20 protein-coding genes are annotated in these 17671 nt (G+C 67.2%); 1 reads left to right on the forward strand and 19 read right to left on the reverse strand.

What is annotated here, in order from left to right; translation table 11 throughout:
• Nucleotides 1-83 precede the first annotated feature (83 nt).
• The 18 genes from queC to aspS all read right to left on the reverse strand — a co-directional run bounded on the left by queC (nt 84) and on the right by aspS (nt 16054).
• Nucleotides 84-749: a 7-cyano-7-deazaguanine synthase QueC gene (gene queC, locus ACSDHM_RS14190; protein ID WP_061480332.1), complete on the reverse strand. Its 666-nt coding sequence runs from the start codon at nt 747-749 to the stop codon at nt 84-86.
• A 77-nt stretch (nt 750-826) separates the two neighbouring features.
• Nucleotides 827-1528 (reverse strand): 7-carboxy-7-deazaguanine synthase QueE, encoded by a 702-nt coding sequence (queE, locus tag ACSDHM_RS14195; RefSeq protein ID WP_072167671.1) that lies wholly within the window; start codon nt 1526-1528, stop codon nt 827-829.
• 176 nt (nt 1529-1704) lie between these two features.
• The gene (gene ybgF, locus ACSDHM_RS14200; protein ID WP_053499377.1) at nt 1705-2523 is read right to left on the reverse strand and encodes a tol-pal system protein YbgF; all 819 of its coding nucleotides are present in this window, start codon (nt 2521-2523) and stop codon (nt 1705-1707) included.
• A gap of 3 nt (nt 2524-2526) precedes the next feature.
• Nucleotides 2527-3045 carry a peptidoglycan-associated lipoprotein Pal gene (gene pal / locus ACSDHM_RS14205; RefSeq protein WP_005418510.1) on the reverse strand — a complete coding sequence of 173 codons (519 nt, stop codon included), beginning with the start codon at nt 3043-3045 and terminating at the stop codon, nt 2527-2529.
• Nucleotides 3046-3109: 64 nt separating this feature from the next.
• Nucleotides 3110-4429 (reverse strand): Tol-Pal system beta propeller repeat protein TolB, encoded by a 1320-nt coding sequence (tolB, locus tag ACSDHM_RS14210; RefSeq protein ID WP_005418511.1) that lies wholly within the window; start codon nt 4427-4429, stop codon nt 3110-3112.
• Between the two features lie 285 nt (nt 4430-4714).
• Nucleotides 4715-5770, reverse strand: a complete 1056-nt coding sequence (gene tolA, locus ACSDHM_RS14215; RefSeq protein WP_069139342.1) for a cell envelope integrity protein TolA — start codon at nt 5768-5770, stop codon at nt 4715-4717.
• On the reverse strand, nt 5760-6188 hold the full coding sequence (gene tolR / locus ACSDHM_RS14220) for a protein TolR (protein WP_005410751.1): 429 nt from the start codon (nt 6186-6188) through the stop codon (nt 5760-5762). Before tolR ends, tolA begins: the two co-directional genes overlap by 11 nt.
• Before the next feature lie 24 nt (nt 6189-6212).
• Nucleotides 6213-6992 carry a protein TolQ gene (gene tolQ / locus ACSDHM_RS14225; RefSeq protein ID WP_005410752.1) on the reverse strand — a complete coding sequence of 260 codons (780 nt, stop codon included), beginning with the start codon at nt 6990-6992 and terminating at the stop codon, nt 6213-6215.
• A gap of 10 nt (nt 6993-7002) precedes the next feature.
• The gene (gene ybgC, locus ACSDHM_RS14230; protein ID WP_049413323.1) at nt 7003-7434 is read right to left on the reverse strand and encodes a tol-pal system-associated acyl-CoA thioesterase; all 432 of its coding nucleotides are present in this window, start codon (nt 7432-7434) and stop codon (nt 7003-7005) included.
• Complete coding sequence (gene ruvB / locus ACSDHM_RS14235) at nt 7424-8464, reverse strand: Holliday junction branch migration DNA helicase RuvB (RefSeq protein WP_005418515.1); 1041 nt, start codon at nt 8462-8464, stop codon at nt 7424-7426. Before ruvB ends, ybgC begins: the two co-directional genes overlap by 11 nt.
• A gap of 126 nt (nt 8465-8590) precedes the next feature.
• The gene (locus tag ACSDHM_RS14240; protein WP_072167670.1) at nt 8591-10510 is read right to left on the reverse strand and encodes a potassium transporter Kup; all 1920 of its coding nucleotides are present in this window, start codon (nt 10508-10510) and stop codon (nt 8591-8593) included.
• 49 nt (nt 10511-10559) lie between these two features.
• Nucleotides 10560-11153 (reverse strand): Holliday junction branch migration protein RuvA, encoded by a 594-nt coding sequence (ruvA, locus tag ACSDHM_RS14245; protein WP_439426339.1) that lies wholly within the window; start codon nt 11151-11153, stop codon nt 10560-10562.
• 13 nt (nt 11154-11166) lie between these two features.
• Nucleotides 11167-11688 carry a crossover junction endodeoxyribonuclease RuvC gene (ruvC, locus tag ACSDHM_RS14250; RefSeq protein WP_005418518.1) on the reverse strand — a complete coding sequence of 174 codons (522 nt, stop codon included), beginning with the start codon at nt 11686-11688 and terminating at the stop codon, nt 11167-11169.
• A 106-nt stretch (nt 11689-11794) separates the two neighbouring features.
• Nucleotides 11795-12526, reverse strand: a complete 732-nt coding sequence (locus ACSDHM_RS14255; protein ID WP_005418519.1) for a YebC/PmpR family DNA-binding transcriptional regulator — start codon at nt 12524-12526, stop codon at nt 11795-11797.
• 175 nt (nt 12527-12701) lie between these two features.
• Complete coding sequence (locus tag ACSDHM_RS14260; protein ID WP_032954421.1) at nt 12702-13334, reverse strand: esterase/lipase family protein; 633 nt, start codon at nt 13332-13334, stop codon at nt 12702-12704.
• A gap of 75 nt (nt 13335-13409) precedes the next feature.
• Nucleotides 13410-13931 (reverse strand): GNAT family N-acetyltransferase, encoded by a 522-nt coding sequence (locus ACSDHM_RS14265; RefSeq protein WP_049415346.1) that lies wholly within the window; start codon nt 13929-13931, stop codon nt 13410-13412.
• Nucleotides 13932-13962: 31 nt separating this feature from the next.
• Nucleotides 13963-14286, reverse strand: coding sequence for a DNA primase (locus ACSDHM_RS14270; RefSeq protein ID WP_072167668.1), 324 nt, complete (start codon nt 14284-14286; stop codon nt 13963-13965).
• Nucleotides 14287-14302: 16 nt separating this feature from the next.
• Complete coding sequence (aspS, locus tag ACSDHM_RS14275) at nt 14303-16054, reverse strand: aspartate--tRNA ligase (RefSeq protein WP_072167667.1); 1752 nt, start codon at nt 16052-16054, stop codon at nt 14303-14305.
• 158 nt (nt 16055-16212) lie between these two features.
• Here aspS and ACSDHM_RS14280 point away from each other — a divergent pair, with 158 nt between their 5' ends.
• Entirely contained in the window at nt 16213-16956 is a 744-nt protein-coding gene (locus tag ACSDHM_RS14280) for a DUF3011 domain-containing protein (RefSeq protein WP_072167666.1), read from the forward strand.
• Between the two features lie 50 nt (nt 16957-17006).
• On the opposite strand, the gene ACSDHM_RS14285 is transcribed toward ACSDHM_RS14280, so the two are convergent.
• Nucleotides 17007-17648 carry a hypothetical protein gene (locus tag ACSDHM_RS14285; protein WP_005410764.1) on the reverse strand — a complete coding sequence of 214 codons (642 nt, stop codon included), beginning with the start codon at nt 17646-17648 and terminating at the stop codon, nt 17007-17009.
• Nucleotides 17649-17671: the final 23 nt, after the last annotated feature.

Consider the following 17671-nt stretch of genomic DNA (forward strand, 5'->3'; position numbering starts at 1 on the left):
GTGCGGACCAACGGTTGGCACCCACCGAGGGAGTGATTGCCCCACCGGGGAAGCCGGCCAGCGGCCGGCTCTACCAGGCGCGGTCAGGCGTACCGCGTGGGGTCGGGCACGCCGGCTTCGGCGAAACCCTGCGCGCGCAGGCGGCAGGCGTCGCAGTGGCCACAGGCAGCGCCGTTGGCGTCGGCGTTGTAGCAGGACACGGTCAGGCCGAAGTCCACGCCCAGGCGCACGCCTTCGCTGACGATCTGGCCCTTGCTGAGGAACTGCAGCGGGGCATGCACCTTGATGCCGGCGCCTTCCACGCCCGACTTTGTGGCCAGGTTGGCCAGCGCCTGGAACGCGGCCACGAACTCGGGGCGGCAGTCCGGGTAGCCGGAGTAGTCGACGGCGTTGACGCCGCAGAAGATGTCATTGGCACCGAGCACTTCGGCCCAGCCCAGCGCCAGCGACAGCATGATGGTATTGCGCGCCGGCACGTAGGTGACCGGAATGCCGGCACCGCCCGCCTCCGGTACGTCGATGTCATCGGTCAGCGCCGAGCCACCGATGCTGCGCAGGTCCACGTCCACGGTCTTGTGCGCGACCACGCCCTGGGCCTTGGCCACGCGGGCGGCGGCGTCCAGTTCGGAGGTGTGGCGCTGGCCGTAGCGCACGCTCAGGGCGTGCACGGCGAAGCCCTGTTCCTGGGCCATGGCGATGACGGCGGCTGAATCCATGCCGCCGGAGAGAAGCACGACTGCCTTCTTCATGGGAAATCTTCCGGTTGGGAGGGGAAAGCCAGCACGCTGTCCCGCGCCGGAGCTACATCAGGGAACGCTGCGCCGGCTCATCGGCCCGGCTCGTCGTTCCACAGGATTTTATGCAACTGCATCTGGAAGCGCACCGGCAGCCGGTCTTCGACGATCCAGTCGGCCAACTGCCGCGCGCTGATCTCGCCCTTGCTCGGCGAGAAGAACACGGTGCAACGCTCCACCAGGCCGTGCTCGGCGACCATGGCCTTGGCCCAGTCGTAGTCCTCGCGGTTGCAGATGACGAACTTGATCTGGTCGCGGACGGTCAGCAGCGGCAGGTTTTCCAGGCGATTGCGGACGGCTTCGGCCGAGCCCGGCGTCTTGATGTCGACCACGCGCGACACGCGCGGGTCCACTGCACTGACATCCAGCGCGCCGGAGGTTTCCAGCGAGACATCCATGCCCGCATCGCACAGCTTCTGCAGCAGCACCAGGCAGCGCTTCTGCGCCAGCGGCTCGCCGCCGGTCACGCAGACGTGGCGGACGCCCTGGGCCAGCACCTCGGCCACGATGTCGTCGATGTCCCACCAGGTGCCGCCGTGGAAGGCATAGGCGGTGTCGCAGTACTGGCAGCGCAGCGGGCAGCCGGTCAGGCGCACGAACACGGTCGGCCAGCCGGCGGTATCGGCCTCGCCTTGCAGCGAGGTGAAGATCTCGGTGATCTTCAGGCGCGGCAGCGGCGACTGCACGATGTCGCTGGGGGTGGCGACGGCGTTTGACGGGGTAACGGCGGTCATGGCGGGTACTTCTTGGTGGGACACGTGGCGGGTGGGCTACCGTGGCCGGTAACGAAAACAGCCGAGCATGGCTCGGCTCTACAACAGCAACCGGACGGGTTTGCTGGTCCGGAAACGAAAGCAGCCGAGCGTGGGCTCGGCTCTACAGGGCACCTATTGTACGCCCGCTCAGCGGATCAGCGGATCTGCCTGCCCAGGCGGATGGACTGCAGGCGGTCCTGCGCGGTGCGCGCGGCGTCCGAACCGGGGTACTGCGCCACGACGGTCTCCAGCGTCTGCTGGGCCTGGTCGACCTTTCCCTCGCCGTACTGCGAGAGGCCGATCTTGAGCAGGCCGCCCGCGGCCTTGTCGTGGGTCGGATAGCGCGAGAGCAGCTCTCGGAACTGGGTCTCGGCCATCGGGAAATTGCGGGTGGCGTAGTAGCTCTCGCCCAGCCAGTACAGCGCGTTCGGCGCGTAGACGCCGTTCGGGTACAACTCCAGGAAGCTCAGGAACAGCTGTGCTGAATCGTCGTACCTGCCGGCCTTCAACGCATCGAAGGCAACGTTGTAGGAGGTGCGCTCGTCGCCGGTGGCGGCAAGGCTGCCAGCATCACCATGGACGGAAGGCGGCCGCTCGGAAGTGGCCGCCGCTGCGGGCTTTGCCGGGGCCGGTGCGGCCTTCGGCGCGCTCGCCGGAACGGGCGGCAGGGCCGGGGCGGCGTTGCCCCCTTCCAACCGGTTCAGGCGGCTGTCCAGATCCAGGTACTGGTCCTGGGCGGACTGCTTGAGCTGGGCGTTGTCATGCTGCAACTGCTCGATCGAGGCCTGCAGGCTGGTGACCTGCTGCCGCAGCTGATTGATCTGGTTCAACAGGTCCTGGTTGGCACTGTTGTTGTACATCTGCTGCTCGAGCGCGCCGACACGGTCAGCCAGGCTCTGTCGCTGTGCGTGCGCCGGTGCGGCAGCCACGAGGGCTGCCGCAACGACCAGCATCAGTTTGATGCCAATGCGCATGGATTACTGCGCGGTGTAGACGATTTCGACGCGACGGTTCTGCGACCAGCACGACTCGTTCGACTCGGTGCAGACCGGACGCTCTTCACCGTAGGACACGACGGTCAGCTGCGAAGCCGAACCACCGTTGGCCTGCAGGGCCGAGCTGACGCCGTTGCCACGACGCTCACCCAGGGCCTGGTTGTACGCGCGCGAACCGCGCTCGTCGGTGTGGCCCTGCAGGGTGATGCGCGAGGACGGACGGTCACGCAGGTACTTGGCGTGGCACGCCATGATGGCCTGGAATTCCGGCTTCACGTCTTCCTTGTCCAGGTCGAAGTAGACAACGCGCTGGCGCAGGCAGGCGTCGGTGTCCAGGTCGCCCGGGCCGTACAGGCCGGAGGTCGACGGACCGGTCGGGGTGGTGGTCGAGGTGCCGGTGTCGACCGGGGCTGCCGGCTCTTCCTTCACCTTCTTCGAGCAACCGGCCAGGACGGCCACAGACAGCAGGGAAACAAGCAGAACGCGGGTGGACTTGTTCATGGCGATACCTTTGTGGCTCCTAAGCCGATGAGGGGTTCAAGACAACGAAAATATTAACACTCTTTTAGCGCTGGGTACGGTATGGGGACCATGCCGGTTCGCGCACATCACCGTCGGCCAGGACCAGGCGCTGGCGAACCCGCGCATCGGCCGAAACGGCATACAACACACCACGGCCACCTTCGCGGGCGGCGTACAGCACCATGCTTGCGTTGGGCGCAAAGCTCGGAGATTCATCCAGCGAACCCGGGGACAGCGTGCTCCAGCGGGGCGACCCCAGCGAGCTGTCCATCATCGCGATCTTGTAGCTGTTGCCCGAGCCCTGGGCGACGGCGATCTTCTTGCCATCGTAGGACACCGAGGGCTTGGCATTGTAGTTGCCCTGGAAGGTGACGCGCTCGGCGCTGCCGCCACCGGCACCGACCTTGTAGACCTGCGGACGGCCGCCGCGATCGGAGGTGAAGTACACCGCGCTGCCGTCCGGTGCCCAGGTCGGCTCGGTATCAATGGCGAAGTGGTTGGTCAGCTGGGTCAGCTGCTTGCTACCCAGGTCCATCACGTAGATTTCCGGGTTACCGGAGCGCGACAGGGTCAGGGCCAGCTTGCGGCCGTCCGGCGAGAACGCCGGGGCGCTGTTGATGCCGCGGAAGCTGGTGACCAGCTCGCGCGCACCGGTGCCGATGTTCTGGATGTAGATGGCCGAATTGCCACGCTCGAAGCTGACGTAGGCCAGCTTGCTGCCATCCGGGCTCCACGAGGGCGACAGCAGCGGCTCGGCCGAGCGCACGATGGTCTGCGGGTTGAAGCCATCGGAATCGGCCACCATCAGCGCGTAGCGCATGGCGTCGCCCTTGCCACTGGCGGTCACGTAGGCGATGCGGGTCCAGAAGGCGCCGCGCACACCGGTGATCTTTTCGTAGATGGCGTCGGCCATCTGGTGGGCAACGTCGCGCATGGCGTTGCCACGGGCGGTCATCGCCAGGCCCAGCAGGCGCTCGCCCTTGGGCACGTCGAACAGTTCGTACTCGACGCGGTAGGCACCCGCACCAGCATCAAGCACGCGGCCGACCACGATGTAGTTCTGCTTCAGCGCGCGCCAGGTCGCGAACTGGATATCCCCCCCCCGCACGGGCTTCTCGACGATCTGCGCTTCCGGCAGCGTGCGGAACTGGCCCGAACGCTCCAGATCGGCACGGACCACGCCGGCGACGTCGGTCTGCGGAGCGGCCGACGAACCCTGATAGGGCATCGGCACGATGGTGATCGGCAGCGCGGAGGCATTGCCGCCGATGATGTCGATATCCAGCCCCTTCTGCTGCGCGACAGCAGCAAAGGGCAGCAACAGGGCCGCAAACACGGCAAGCCAGCGAGGCATCTTTTTCATGGAGCGCTCAATAAGGGGAAACCGGAACGAGGGATAACAAAGCGGGAGTGAACCGCTTCGCAATCATGAACCAAGGGTACGTGAATTCCGGGTCAGTTCCAGCCCGTCTTCTCACGCACCGTTAACGTCGTGGCTAACATCGCACCGTCTGCCCTGGTCACGCCGCCCCGGAGGACGGTGTTCGACAGCAGCCCACAGCCTGCCCGGTCGAAACCGAGCACACCAGAGGCAAGCGCGACAACCGTGGGCGCGGGTGGCCCGAAAGCCCCCCGCTGGCCCGCCGCCTCAGCGATCCTGGGCAGTAAACGTGAAGTTGAGCGTGCGTGCGAACACCGACTCGAAGCCACGGTACGGCAGCGGCTGCGCGTTGAGCACGGCGGCCTCGATCGAACGCTTGCCGGCCTCGTCGTACGGGCAGTTCGGGCTGACCTTGGCCTGCATCACCGTGCCACCCGGAATCTGGGTGATGGTGATCTGGCAGCGCTGGCCCAGCGGCACCGTGTCCGGCCGCACCCACTGCGACAGCACCTTGGCCTGGATCGCCGCGGCGTACTTGGCCGAAAGATCATCGCTGTTGCCACCACCACCGGCGGCCGGCTGGGACGCACCGCTGGAACCGGCGGCGGCACTGCCCGCGGCATTGCGGGCGGCGGCGACCTGGCGCAGCTTCTGCTCAGCCAGCTTGGCTTCCTTTTCGGCCTGTTCGCGGCGGGCACGGATCTCGGCGATCTTCTTCTGCTTCTCGGCCTCGGCCTTGTCCGCGGCCTGACGCGCCTGATCGGCCAGCTTCTTCTTCGCGTCTTCTTCCTGCTGCTTGGCCAGGCGCAGCTTCTGCTCGGCCTCTTCCTGGCGCTTGCGTTCGGTCAGGTCGATCTGCTCCTGGCGGCGCTTGGCTTCCTGCTCCTGCCTGGCCTTCTCCTGCGAGATGGCCAACGCGCTGACCGCTTCCTGGTCCTTGGTATCCGGCTGCGCGACACGCTCCTGTGCCTGTTGCTGCTGCGGCGTGGGGGCGTCCTGTGGGCGCGGCTCGGGAATCGGCTGTGGCGGCGGAATGGTGTCTTCCGGCACCGGAACCGGCTCGGCCACCGGCGGCGGCAGGTCCTCCAGCTTTTCGGACTGGCGCAGGGCCTGGCGGGCGGCGGATGCTTCGGACGCGGACAGCGCCAGGCTGGCCTCCACCGACGGATCACCGGCGGCGGCGTCGGTGTTGCGCTCGGGCGACCAGAACCAGGCCACGATGAAGACCAGCGCGACCAGCAGGTGCACCAGCAACGCCAGCGCCAGGGGCAGGCCCCAGCCGGGTTCGCGCTGCTGCGGAGGTGGCAGGGCGTCAGCGTGCATCGGTGGCCAGGCCTACCTTGTCTACCTTGGCGCGCTTGATCACATCCATCGCGGCGATGACCTTTTCATAGGCCACGGCACGGTCGGCGGCGACGATCACGCGCACGCCCTTGTCCTGGGCGGCGATGCCGGCCAGGCGGCCTTCCAGTTCCTCGGCCGACACGGCGGTCGGCTCCTTGGCGTCGGGCAGCTTCAGGCTGAGCTGGCCGTCCTGGCGCACCGAGACGATCACCGGGTCCTGCTTGCTTTCCAGCGCCTTGGCGTTGGATTGCGGCAGGTCGACGTCGAAGCTCAGGGTGAGCAGCGGCGCGGTGACCATGAAGATGATCAGCAGCACCAGCATGACGTCGATGTAGGGAACGACGTTGATTTCCGATTTCAGCTTGCGGCGCTTGCGGCGACCGATGGCAGCGGACATGGCTTGGACTCCCGGGTCAGGCGCTTACTCGTCGCCAGCGCTCTGGCGCTGCAGGATGGAGCTGAACTCTTCGGCGAAGGTCTCGAACCGCACCGACATGCGCTCCACGCGGGTGGTGAAGCGGTTGTAGGCCCACACCGCCGGGATCGCCACGAACAGGCCGATGGCGGTGGCGAACAGGGCTTCGGAGATGCCTGGCGCGACGGCGGCGATACCGGCCTGCGCACCGCTGCTGATCATGTCGTGCATGGTCACCATGATGCCGAACACGGTACCGACCAGGCCCACGTACGGGGCAGTCGAACCGATGTTGGCCAGCAGTTCCAGGTTGCGCTCAAGCTGGTCCACTTCGCGGGTGTAGGTGGTGCGCATGGCACGCTGCGCGCCTTCCAGCTGCGCACGGCCATCCAGGCGGCGCTTGTCGCGCAGGCGGGTGTACTCGCGGAAACCAGCTTCGAAGATGGCTTCCAGGCCGGTCACGCTGCGGCTGCGGTCGGTGGCGGCGCTGTACAGCTTGCCCAGGTCGGCGCCGGACCAGAAGCGGTTCTCGAACTCGTCAGCTTCGCGGGTGGCCTGCTTGAACACGCGGGCCTTGCGGAAAATGATCACCCAGCTGACGAACGAGCCGACCAGCAGCAGCAGCACGATGATCTTCACCGGCAGGCTGGCCTTGGCCATCAGTTCGAGGTAGTTGATGCCGCCGCCGGTGGTGGCCTGGGCAAGGGTCTGTGTCGCGGCGTTGCTGACGTCGGCCGGCAGTGCCTCGGTGACCGTGGCCTGCAGGGCCAGGAGCGTTGCGATCATCCGTTGTTCCTCAGTGTTCGGATTCGGGGTGGAGGTGGGGTTGCAGCATGGCAAGGACGGCCTCGTCCATGCCACGCGGGCGGAAACTGGCCGCTTCCAGTGCGGCGATGCGGACCCGGGCCGACAGCAGCAGCTCGCCGTCGCGCAGGATCTGCTGGTCGAAGACCATGCTGGCCTTCTTCAGCTGGACCAGGCGGGCGCTCACCTGCAGGGTGTCATCCAGCCGTGCCGGCTTGATGAAATCCATCTGCATCGAGCGCACCGCGAAGACCATCCCATGCTCGGCGCGCATGCGCTCCTGGCCGTAGCCGAGCGCACGCATCCATTCGGTCCGGGCCCGTTCCATGAAGGCCACGTAGCGGGCGTGGTAGACCACGCCGCCTGCGTCGGTATCTTCCCAGTAAATGCGTGTCGGCCAACTGAATAGTGGCTCAACCGACATCGGGAACCTCCGCGAACAGATCCTGCGGCGGGTTCTTCGGCTTCAGGCCCATGTGCCGGTAGGCCTTGTGGGTGGCCATGCGGCCGCGCGCGGTGCGCACCAGGAAGCCCTGCTGGATCAGGTACGGCTCGACCACGTCTTCCAGCGTGCCGCGCTCCTCGGACAGCGCCGCGGCCAGCGACTCGATGCCGACCGGGCCGCCATCGAAGTAGTCGACCAGGGTCTTGAGCAGGCGCCGGTCGAGCTCGTCGAAGCCTTCCGGATCAACCTTGAGCATCTTCATCGCGGCCTGCGCCACGGCCTCGTCGATGTGGCCGCCCGCCTTCACCTGCGCGTAGTCGCGCACGCGGCGCAGCAGGCGGTTGGCGATACGCGGGGTGCCGCGCGCGCGCCGCGCGATCTCGCCGGCGCCGTCGGCGGTGCAGTCGATGCCGAGAATGGTGGCCGAGCGGCGCACGATCCGGGTCAGCTCCTCGACGCTGTAGAACTCCAGCCGCTGGACGATGCCGAAGCGGTCGCGCAGCGGCGCGGTCAGCAGGCCGGCGCGGGTGGTGGCACCGATCAGGGTGAACGGCGGCAGGTCGATCTTGATCGAACGGGCCGCGGGGCCCTCACCGATCATGATGTCGATCTGGAAGTCTTCCATCGCCGGGTACAGCACTTCCTCGACCACCGGCGACAGGCGGTGGATCTCATCCACGAACAACACGTCGTGCGGCTGCAGGTTGGTCAGCAGCGCGGCCAGGTCGCCGGCCTTCTCGATCACCGGGCCGGAGGTCACCCGCAGGGCCACGCCCAGTTCGTTGGCGATGACGTGGCTGAGCGTGGTCTTGCCCAGGCCGGGCGGCCCGAAGATCAGCACGTGGTCGAGCGCGTCGCCGCGCCCCTTGGCCGCTTCGATGTAGATCTCCATCTGCTCGCGCACCGGGGCCTGGCCGAGATAGTCGGCCAGGCGCTTGGGGCGGATGCTGGCGTCGGCGGCGTCATCCTCGCGGGTGGCGCCGGCGCCGATGATGCGGTCGTCGGTCATACCGTGATTATGCGGTAAATGGTTGCATTCCGGGGCCGGAAGCACGGTAGTGCCGGCCGCTGGCCGGCAACCCCATGAACACCGGTGGTGCGGCGGATGCCCGCCAGCGGCCGGCACTACCAGACCTCAGATCTCGACCTGGGCCCCGAGTTCGACCAGGCGGTTGCCGGGAATACGGAAGAAGCCCGTGGCCGGCGCGGCATTCCGGTGCATCAGCGCGAACAGCTTGTCGCGCCAGATCGGCATGCCGCGGTTGGCGGTGGCCACGATGGTTTCGCGGCTGGCGAAGAAGGTGGTGTCCATCGGGTCGAAGTAGATGCCACCGTGGTCGCACGAGCGCATCAGCGCCAGCGGCACGTCCGGGGTTTCCATGAAGCCGAAGCGCACATAGACGCGGTAGAACTCGTCGCCCACCGATTCGATCTTCAGCCGCTGCCCTTCCATCGCATACGGGATCGGCAGGGTCTCCACGTGCAGGAACACGTTGCGCTCGTGCAGCACCTTGTTGTGCTTGAGGTTGTGCATCAGCGCATGCGGGGCGACGGTCGGGTCGGCGGTGAGGAATACCGCGGTGCCCGGCACGCGTACCGGCGGTGCCAGCATCAGGCCCGGCAGGAAGGTATCCAGGCGGATGCCGTCCTTGCGGATCTCATCGCGCAGCAGCTCGCGGCCACGGCGCCACGTGCGCATCATGGTGAACAGGAAGATGCCCAGCACCACCGGGAACCAGGCGCCCTGCAGCAGCTTGGCACCGTTGGCGATGACGAAGCCGAGGTCGATGATGAAGAACACCACGCACAGCGGCAGCAGCCAGGCGCGCGCCTTCGGCCACAGCGAACGGGCCACCAGGGCCAGCAGCAGGGTGTCGATCAGCATGGTGGCCGACACCGAGATGCCGTAGGCCACCGCCAGGTTGGACGAGCTGCGGAAGGCCAGCACCAAGCCGATCACCATCACCGCGATGCCCCAGTTGATCCCCGGGATGTAGATCTGGCCGATGGTGTCGTGCGAGGTGTGCTTGATGCGCATGCGCGGGATGTAGCCCAGCTGCATCGCCTGACGCGAGACCGAGAACGCGCCGGTGATGACCGACTGGGACGCGATCACCGCCGCCATCGTGGCCAGGATGATCATCGGGTACAGCGCCCACGGCGGCACCGCCTCGAAGAACGGGTTTTTCAGCGCCTCGGGGTGGTTGAGCACCAGTGCGCCCTGCCCCAGGTAGTTCAGCACCAGGCACGGCAGCACGAAGAAGTACCAGGCGTGTCGGATCGGCTTGGCACCGAAGTGGCCCATGTCGGCGTAAAGCGCCTCGCCACCGGTCACCGCCAGCACCACTGCGCCGAGGATGAAGATCCCATGCCAGCTGTGCTCCATGAAGAAGCGGATCGCCCACCAGGGGTTGAACGCCTTGAGCACTTCCGGCGCATCGACGATGTTGTAGATGCCGATCGCCGCCAGCGAGATGAACCAGACCGAGGTGATGGGGCCGAAGGCCTTGCCGATCTTCTCGGTACCGAAGCGCTGCGCCGCAAACACCATCAACAGCACCACCACCGTGATCGGCACGATGAAGGCATGCAGGCCCGGCGCGGCCACCTCCAGGCCCTCCACCGCACCCAGCACCGATATCGCCGGGGTGATCACGCCGTCGCCGAAGAACAGCGACGCACCGAAAATGCCGAGGATGCCGACCACGTAGGCCGAGCGCGAGCCGTTGCGCAGCGTGCGCTGGGTCAACGCCATCAGCGCCATGATGCCGCCCTCGCCGTCGTTGTCGGCGCGCATGATGATGGTCACGTACTTCAGCGTGACCACGATGTTCAGCGCCCAGAACGCCAGCGACAGCACGCCCAGCACGGTGTCGTGGTCGCTGTTGAGCCCGTAGTGTGGCGAGAACGCCTCCTTCAGCGTGTACAGCGGGCTGGTACCGATATCGCCGAACACCACGCCGATCGCTCCGATGATCAACGCCATGCCTCCTGCTGGAGGGGCGTGACCGTGGCTGCCGGGGGCAGCTGCGTGCGGGGTTTGACTGCTGGACATGGGACTCCTGGCGACGCTCAGGCGGTTCGTTGAAGGAAAGGGACGCGGCTCAGCGCAGCGCCGACTGCAGCGCCTTGCGGATCACGGTGGCCACTTCGTCGCCTTCATTGAAGGCGTCGCGGGCCATGCGTGCCGCTTCGGCCGGCTTGTAGCCCAGCTGCTGCAGGGCCACGGTGGCATCGGACAGCGGGTCGGCCGGGGCTGGGCCGCTGCCGGTGGGCAGCGCGCCGCCGGCGCCGAACTGGGCTGCACGGTCACGCAGTTCCAGCACCATGCGTTCGGCAGTCTTCTTGCCGATGCCGGGAATGCGGGTCAGCGCGGTGATGTCACCGGCCTGGACCATGCGCGCGAACTCCTCGACGGAAACGCCGGACAGCACCGCCAGCGCGATCTTCGCGCCGATGCCACTGACCTTCTGCACGTTGCGGAACAGGCGCCGCTCCCCCTCGCGCAGGAAGCCGTACAGCGAAACGCTGTCTTCCTTCTGCGCGTAGTGGGTGTACAGCGTGACCTCGCGGCCGAGCTCGGGCAGGTCGTAGAAGGTGCTCATCGGCGCCTCCAGTTCGTAGCCCACCCCGTTCACGTCCACCACCAGCCACGGCGGCGCCTTGTAGGCGACGATGCCGCGCAGTCGACCGATCATTGCGTGCAGCTCCTCATTTGCGGCCCCACGCCTGGCGGGCACTGAGCCCCAGGCGGTTGGCCGTTGCCCGTACGTGGGCATGGGTGATCGCCACCGCCAACGCGTCGGCCGCGTCGGCCTGCAGCTTGGTTTTCAGGTTGAGCATGAGCCCGACCATGTGTTGAACCTGTTGCTTTTCGGCGCCACCACGGCCAACCACGGCGAGCTTGATTTCGCTGGCGGCGTATTCGTGCACCGGCAGGTCGCGCAGCACCACGGCCGAGATCGCCGCGCCCCGGGCCTGGCCCAGCTTCAGCGCCGAATCGGGATTGCGGGCCATGAACACCTTTTCAATGGCCACTTCCTGCGGCTGGTACTCGCGGCACAGGTCGGCCAGGCCCAGCACCAGCAGCTTCATGCGCTGCGGGAAGTCGTCGGCGCCCAGCAGCACCAGTGGCTGGTGGTGCACGTAGGTGACGCGGCCGGCGGCATCGACATCGATGATGCCGACCCCGGTCCGCTGCGAACCGGGGTCGATGCCGAGGATGCGGGTCATGCTGCACTCCTGGCGGGGCGGAACGGGATGCGCTGGCAGGCGTAGGGGGCTCATGGCTGTCCGCGGTGACCGTTCAACGGCCCGCGCCCAGGCCGTCGCAGACGGCTCAGGCGTAGGCGTCGGCGCCGAGTTCGGCGTTGGAATACACGTCCTGCACGTCGTCCAGGTCTTCGAGCATGTCCAGCAGCTTCTTGACCTGCAGGGCGACGTCGCCTTCAACCTTGATGTCGTTGTCCGCGCGGAAGGTGATCTCGGCGTGGTCGGCGACATGGCCGGCGGCGGCCATCGCATCCTTCACCGCGTTGAACGCGTCAGGGCTGGTGACCACATCGATCGAGCCGTCATCGGGGTAGACCACGATGTCATCGGCACCGGCCTCAATGGCCGCTTCGGTGATGGCTTCCTCGTCGGCCCCTGCGGCGAAGCTGAGCACGCCCAGGCGCTTGAACATGAAGGCCACCGAGCCTTCGGTGCCCATGTTGCCACCGCACTTGCTGAACGCATGGCGGACGTCGGCCACAGTGCGCACGCGATTGTCGGTCAGGCAGTCGACGATCACGGCCACGCCACCCGGGGCGTAGCCCTCGTAGCGGACTTCCTCGTAGTCGACGCCTTCCAGCTCACCGGTCGCCTTCTTGATGGCACGCTCGATCACGTCCTTGGACATGTTCACGGCCAGGCCCTTGTCCACGGCCACGCGCAGGCGCGGATTGTTGTTGGGGTCGCCTCCACCGCCGCGCGCGGCAACGCCGATCTCGCGGATGATCTTGGTGAAAATCTTGCCGCGCTTCGCGTCGGACGCGTTCTTGCGGGCTTCGATGGAGGGGCCTCTACCCATGGGTGCTACCGTCTGGCTGCTTCAGGATCAAGGCGCGGATTCTACCTGATCGGGCGCTGCAACCGTGTCTAGGCCCGTATTGTTGTAGAGCCGAGCCAATGCTCGGCTCAATGGGCCCGACGGAATGCAGCCGAGCATGGGCTCGGCTCTACAGGGCGGCCTGCCTCCCCTGCCCCTATGCTGCCGCCGCGTCGCGGCTGTGGTCGAACTTGCCATGGCGCAGGAAATGCGCGGTCTGCCGCGCAGCGTCGGGCGACACCACCAGGCCGCTGTGGCTGGTGCGGACCACGCAATGGTCGGCCAGGCCCGGCAGCCGGGTCTCGGCCAGTGCCACGGTGCCGTCGGAGGCATCGTCGATGGCACCCAGCAGGCTGCCCAGCCCGTGCGGCACCGAGCCGGCAATCAGGCCAACCTCGGCCCTGCCCTGCCAGTCCGGCAGGCCATCGAGCAGCAGCTCGCTGCTGCGTCCCAGCGCCAGGCCCCAGCCGTGCTCGGACAACGAGCGTGCGGTGCCACTGCCGCGCAGCGGTGAACCCAGGCAGACCACGCGCTGCACCGGCAGCTGCGGATTGCGCCGCAGCGCTTCCAGCGCCAGCAACCCGCCCAGGCTGTGGCCGACCAGCGACAACGGCCCGGCGTCGGCCAACCGTTCCAGCAGCTGGGGCACCGCCACGTCGGGACCACCGAACACCGAGGAGTAACCGAACGCATGCACCTGGAAACCACGCGCGCGCAGGCGCCAGGCCAGCGGCCCGACCCAGGCGCGGGCATTCCAGATGCCATGCAGCAGCAATACGGGGGGAGTCATGCAAACAGCCTGGCGGTCAGCGGGGCAGGAACGTGAGGTGATTGAACACGCGCGCGCAGCAAGCGGCGGTGAACGTCAGGCCGCGCGCGGTGCGCGGCGCAGGATGAATTCAAGATCGTTGGTATCGCCAACCGGGAACAGGTACTCGCCGGCCTTCTCGAAACCATAGCGGGCGTAGAAGCGTTGCGCGCCGAAGTTCTCCGACCACACGCCCAGCCACAGCGTGCGCGGGCCTTCGCGCTCCAGCCAGGCCAGTGCGGTTTCCAGCAGGCGGCTGCCCCAGCCGCAGCTCTGCTGCGTCTTGATCAGGTACAGGCGCTTGAGTTCGCCGTCACCGGGTTTCACATCCGGATGCGGCAGGCCACAGGGGCCGGCGGCGGCATGGCCGACCGCCTCCCCATCCAGTTCCAGCAGCCACACTGCGTAATCGGGGTGGGCCAGGATCACGCGCTGGCGCTCGACCGTGTAGGCCTCCTCCAGGAAGGCCTGCAGGTCCTGCGGCGGGTACAGATGGCCGAAGGTTTCGGTGAACGTGCGGGCGGCCAGCGCCGACAGGGTCGGCGCATCGTCCACAGTGGCGCGGCGGATCGAATACATGCAGGAAGTTGACGCCAGGGCGAAGCGGGGGTCAAGCCTTTTCAGGCGACTCCTCTTCTTCCTCGTCCTCTTCCTCGTACTCTTCTTCGTCCTCGTCCTCGTCCTCTTCTTCCTCGCCTTCCTCGTCCTCGTCGTACTCTTCCTCTTCGTCGTCCTCGTAATCCTCGACGCCGAAGTCTTCACCGTCCCAACGGCCTTCGCCGTCGGCGACGAAGGTCAGGGCCATCGCCGCCGGGTTGGTACCGACGCGGACCAGCCAACCACCGAACACGCGTGCACGCTCGGTGACCAGGTTGGCCTCGGAGCCTTCATTGCCCAGCTTTTCCCACTCCAGCGAAAACGCAAACTCGGTCATTGCCTGGATCTCCTGATCAGTTGGTCTTGGGGCGAACCTGGATGTGCACTTCGGCCAGCTGCGCGTCGACGATCGGCGACGGCGCGTCGGTCATCAGATCCTGTGCACCGGTGGTCTTCGGGAACGGGATGACGTCGCGGATCGACTCGGTGCCGGCCATCAGCGCGGCGATGCGGTCGATGCCGAAGGCGATGCCACCGTGCGGCGGCGCGCCGTAGTTCAGCGCGTCGAGCAGGAATCCGAACTTGGCGCGGGCCTCTTCGGCGCCGATGCCGAGCAGCTCGAACACTGCGCTCTGCATGTCCGGACGGTGGATACGGATCGAACCGCCGCCGATTTCATTGCCGTTGAGCACCATGTCGTAGCCGCGCGAGACGGCGGTACGGGCGTTGGCGCGCAGGTCGGCGATGTCGTCCACGGCCGGTGCGGTGAAGGGATGATGCAGGGCGACGTAGCGCTGTTCTTCCTCGTCCCATTCGAACATCGGGAAGTCGGTGACCCACAGCGGCGCCCAGCCATCGGCGATCAGGCCGAAGTCCTTGCCGGCCTTCAGGCGCAGCGCACCCATGAAGTCGGAGACCTTGTTGTAGCCACCGGCACCGAAGAACACGATGTCGCCGTTGCCGGCGCCAACATGGGCGACCAGCGCAGCGAAGGAGGCCTCGCTGAAGAACTTCTGGATCGGCGAGCTGACTTCGCCGTTGTCGGCGATCTTGATGTAGGCCAGGCCCTTGGCGCCGTATTTGGCGGCGTGCGCGGCGTACTCGTCGATCTGCTTGCGGCTCAGCGCTGCACCGCCCGGGATGCGCAGCGCGGCGACGCGGCCTTCGGCATCGTTGGCCGGGCCGGTGAACACTGCGAACCCGCTGTCCTTGACCAGTTCAGCCACGTCGACCAGCTCCAGCGCGATGCGCAGGTCCGGCTTGTCCGAACCGTAGCGGCGCATCGCCTCGGCCCAGGTCATGCGCGGGAAGCTGGCATCCAGCTGGACGTCGACCACTTCCTTGAAGATGGCGCGGATCATGTCTTCGACGAAGTCCTGCACGTCGCGCTCGCGCACGAAGGCGAATTCCATGTCCAGCTGGGTGAACTCCAGCTGGCGGTCGGCACGCAGTGCTTCGTCGCGGAAGCAGCGCGCGATCTGGTAGTAACGGTCGAAGCCGGCCACCATCAGGATCTGCTTGAACAGCTGCGGGCTCTGCGGCAGCGCGTAGAACTCGCCCGGGTGCATGCGCGCCGGCACCAGGAAGTCGCGCGCGCCTTCCGGGGTGGCCTTGGTCAGGATCGGGGTCTCGATGTCCTGGAAGCCCTTTTCGTCCAGGTGGCGGCGCAGGGCCTGCACCAGCTTGATGCGGGTGCGCTGCATGCGCTGCATTTCCGGACGGCGCAGGTCCAGATAGCGGTACTTCAGGCGGGTTTCCTCGCCCGGGTTCTCGTGGGCGTGGAACGGCAGCGGCGCAGCCTTGTTCAGCACGGTGATGGCGGTGGCGATCACTTCCACCTTGCCGGTGCGCATCTTGTCGTTCACCGCGTGGCGGGCGCGCACGACACCCTCCACCTGCAGCACGTCCTCGTAGCCCAGCGAAGCGGCCACGGCGAACACTTCGGCGTTGTCGACCTCCACGGTCACCTGCACGATGCCTTCATGATCGCGGAGATCGATGAAGCAGACGCCGCCCTGGTTACGGGCCACGTCGGTCCAACCGGCGAGGGTGACAGTCTGGCCAATCAGGGTCTCGTCGACCAGGCCGCAGAAGTGGGTACGCATTGGGGGAAGCTCCGCTGGAGAACGCCGGCACCGGACGGGGGCCGGAAAGCCTCGTATTCTGCGGCCGAGGCCCCGGCCGGGGCAAATCCGGCCAGTCACACCGGCTTGATCATCCCCCTCCCTATAGTCAGGCACCTGCCACCGTATGGGATGCCGCCATGAATCCGCTGTCCCTGGCCCGCCTGGCCGTGACCCTGAGCCTGGGCACCATCGCCACGCTCGCCCTGCCCTCCGCCCCGGCCGCCGCGCAGAGCGGGGTGATCCGTTGCGAGAGCCAGAACAACCGAGAACGCGTGTGCAATACAGGCTGGCGCAATGCGCAGCTGGTCCGCCAGCTGTCCGGCAGCGCCTGCGACGAGGGCCGCACCTGGGGCAGCCGCAATGGCAGCATCTGGGTCAGCAATGGCTGCCGCGCCGAATTCGTCGAGGCCCGTGGTGGCTGGGGCGGCGGCAACGGCGGTGGCTGGGGCGGCAACAACGGCCGGCCCGGCGAGACCATCCGCTGTGAGAGCCAGAACAATCGCGAACGCAGCTGCCCGGTCGGCTGGCGCAATGCCCGCCTGGTCCGCCAGCTGTCCGGCAGCCCCTGCGACGAAGGCCGTACCTGGGGGGTGCGCAATGGCGCGGTGTGGGTCAGCAACGGCTGCCGCGCCGAATTCGCCGAAGCTCGCGGCTGGGGCGGCGGGGGCGGTGGCTGGGGCGGCGGCAACAGCAACTACTCCATCACCTGCAGCAGCAACAACAACCGCACGCAGAACTGCGACTGGGATGAGCGCCAGGGCCGGCCGGTACTGCAGCAGCAGCTGTCCGGCAGCGCCTGCCAGGAGGGCCGTAGCTGGGGCTACGCACGGGGCCAGGTGTGGGTGAGCAACGGTTGCCGGGCGCGCTTCGGTACGCGTTGAGTTGAGGGGTTGGGGTCAGAGCCCTCCGCAGGAGGGGTCCGACCCGGGGATCACGGCGCGGGTGCTGTGTCGTCGCCCCACGGTGGCGGTGGCAGGTCGACCGGCTTGCTCAGGTCGAACTGCACGCGGAAGCGGCGGCCGTCCGGGCGCGTCAGTTCGTAGACGAACGTCTGATCCGGATCGATCTCCATCGCCCAGGTGTTATGCGTGGAAGCCAGCATGTCGGCACGGCGGAACATCGCCACCGAATCGGCATCGGCCGGGAACTGCTGGCGCTCGGCGGTGCCCGGCGGCGTGCTGTCGCCACCGTACAGGGTGATCGCGTCGGGGCTGCCGTCTTCGTGGCGATGGTCGTGCTTCAGCCGCAGCCCGTTCGGCGTGCGGGTCAGCACCCAGGTCCGCGAGTGGTCATCACCGACATGGAACGGGATGCGCAGTTCGTGCGCCGGGTCGGCGCAGCCGCGCACATGCATGACCAGGCGCTGCCCGGCGAACGGATCCTTGGCGGTCGGTGCAGGCGTGTCCTCCACCACCTTGCCGACGTAGGCCTGGCCGCAATGTGCGGCGATGGCGGCCATGAACGCATCGGCCGGTGCGGTCGCCAGGTCATGGGCGACCGTGTCGGAGCGCTGCGTGCACGCAGCGAGGCTGAGCAGGAGGGCGGCGGTAGTGGCAACGGCAATCGGTCTCATACCCCAACCCTAACGGCCATGGA

The sequence above is a fragment of the Stenotrophomonas sp. T8 genome (assembly GCF_051853085.1).
GTDB lineage: Bacteria > Pseudomonadota > Gammaproteobacteria > Xanthomonadales > Xanthomonadaceae > Stenotrophomonas > Stenotrophomonas sepilia.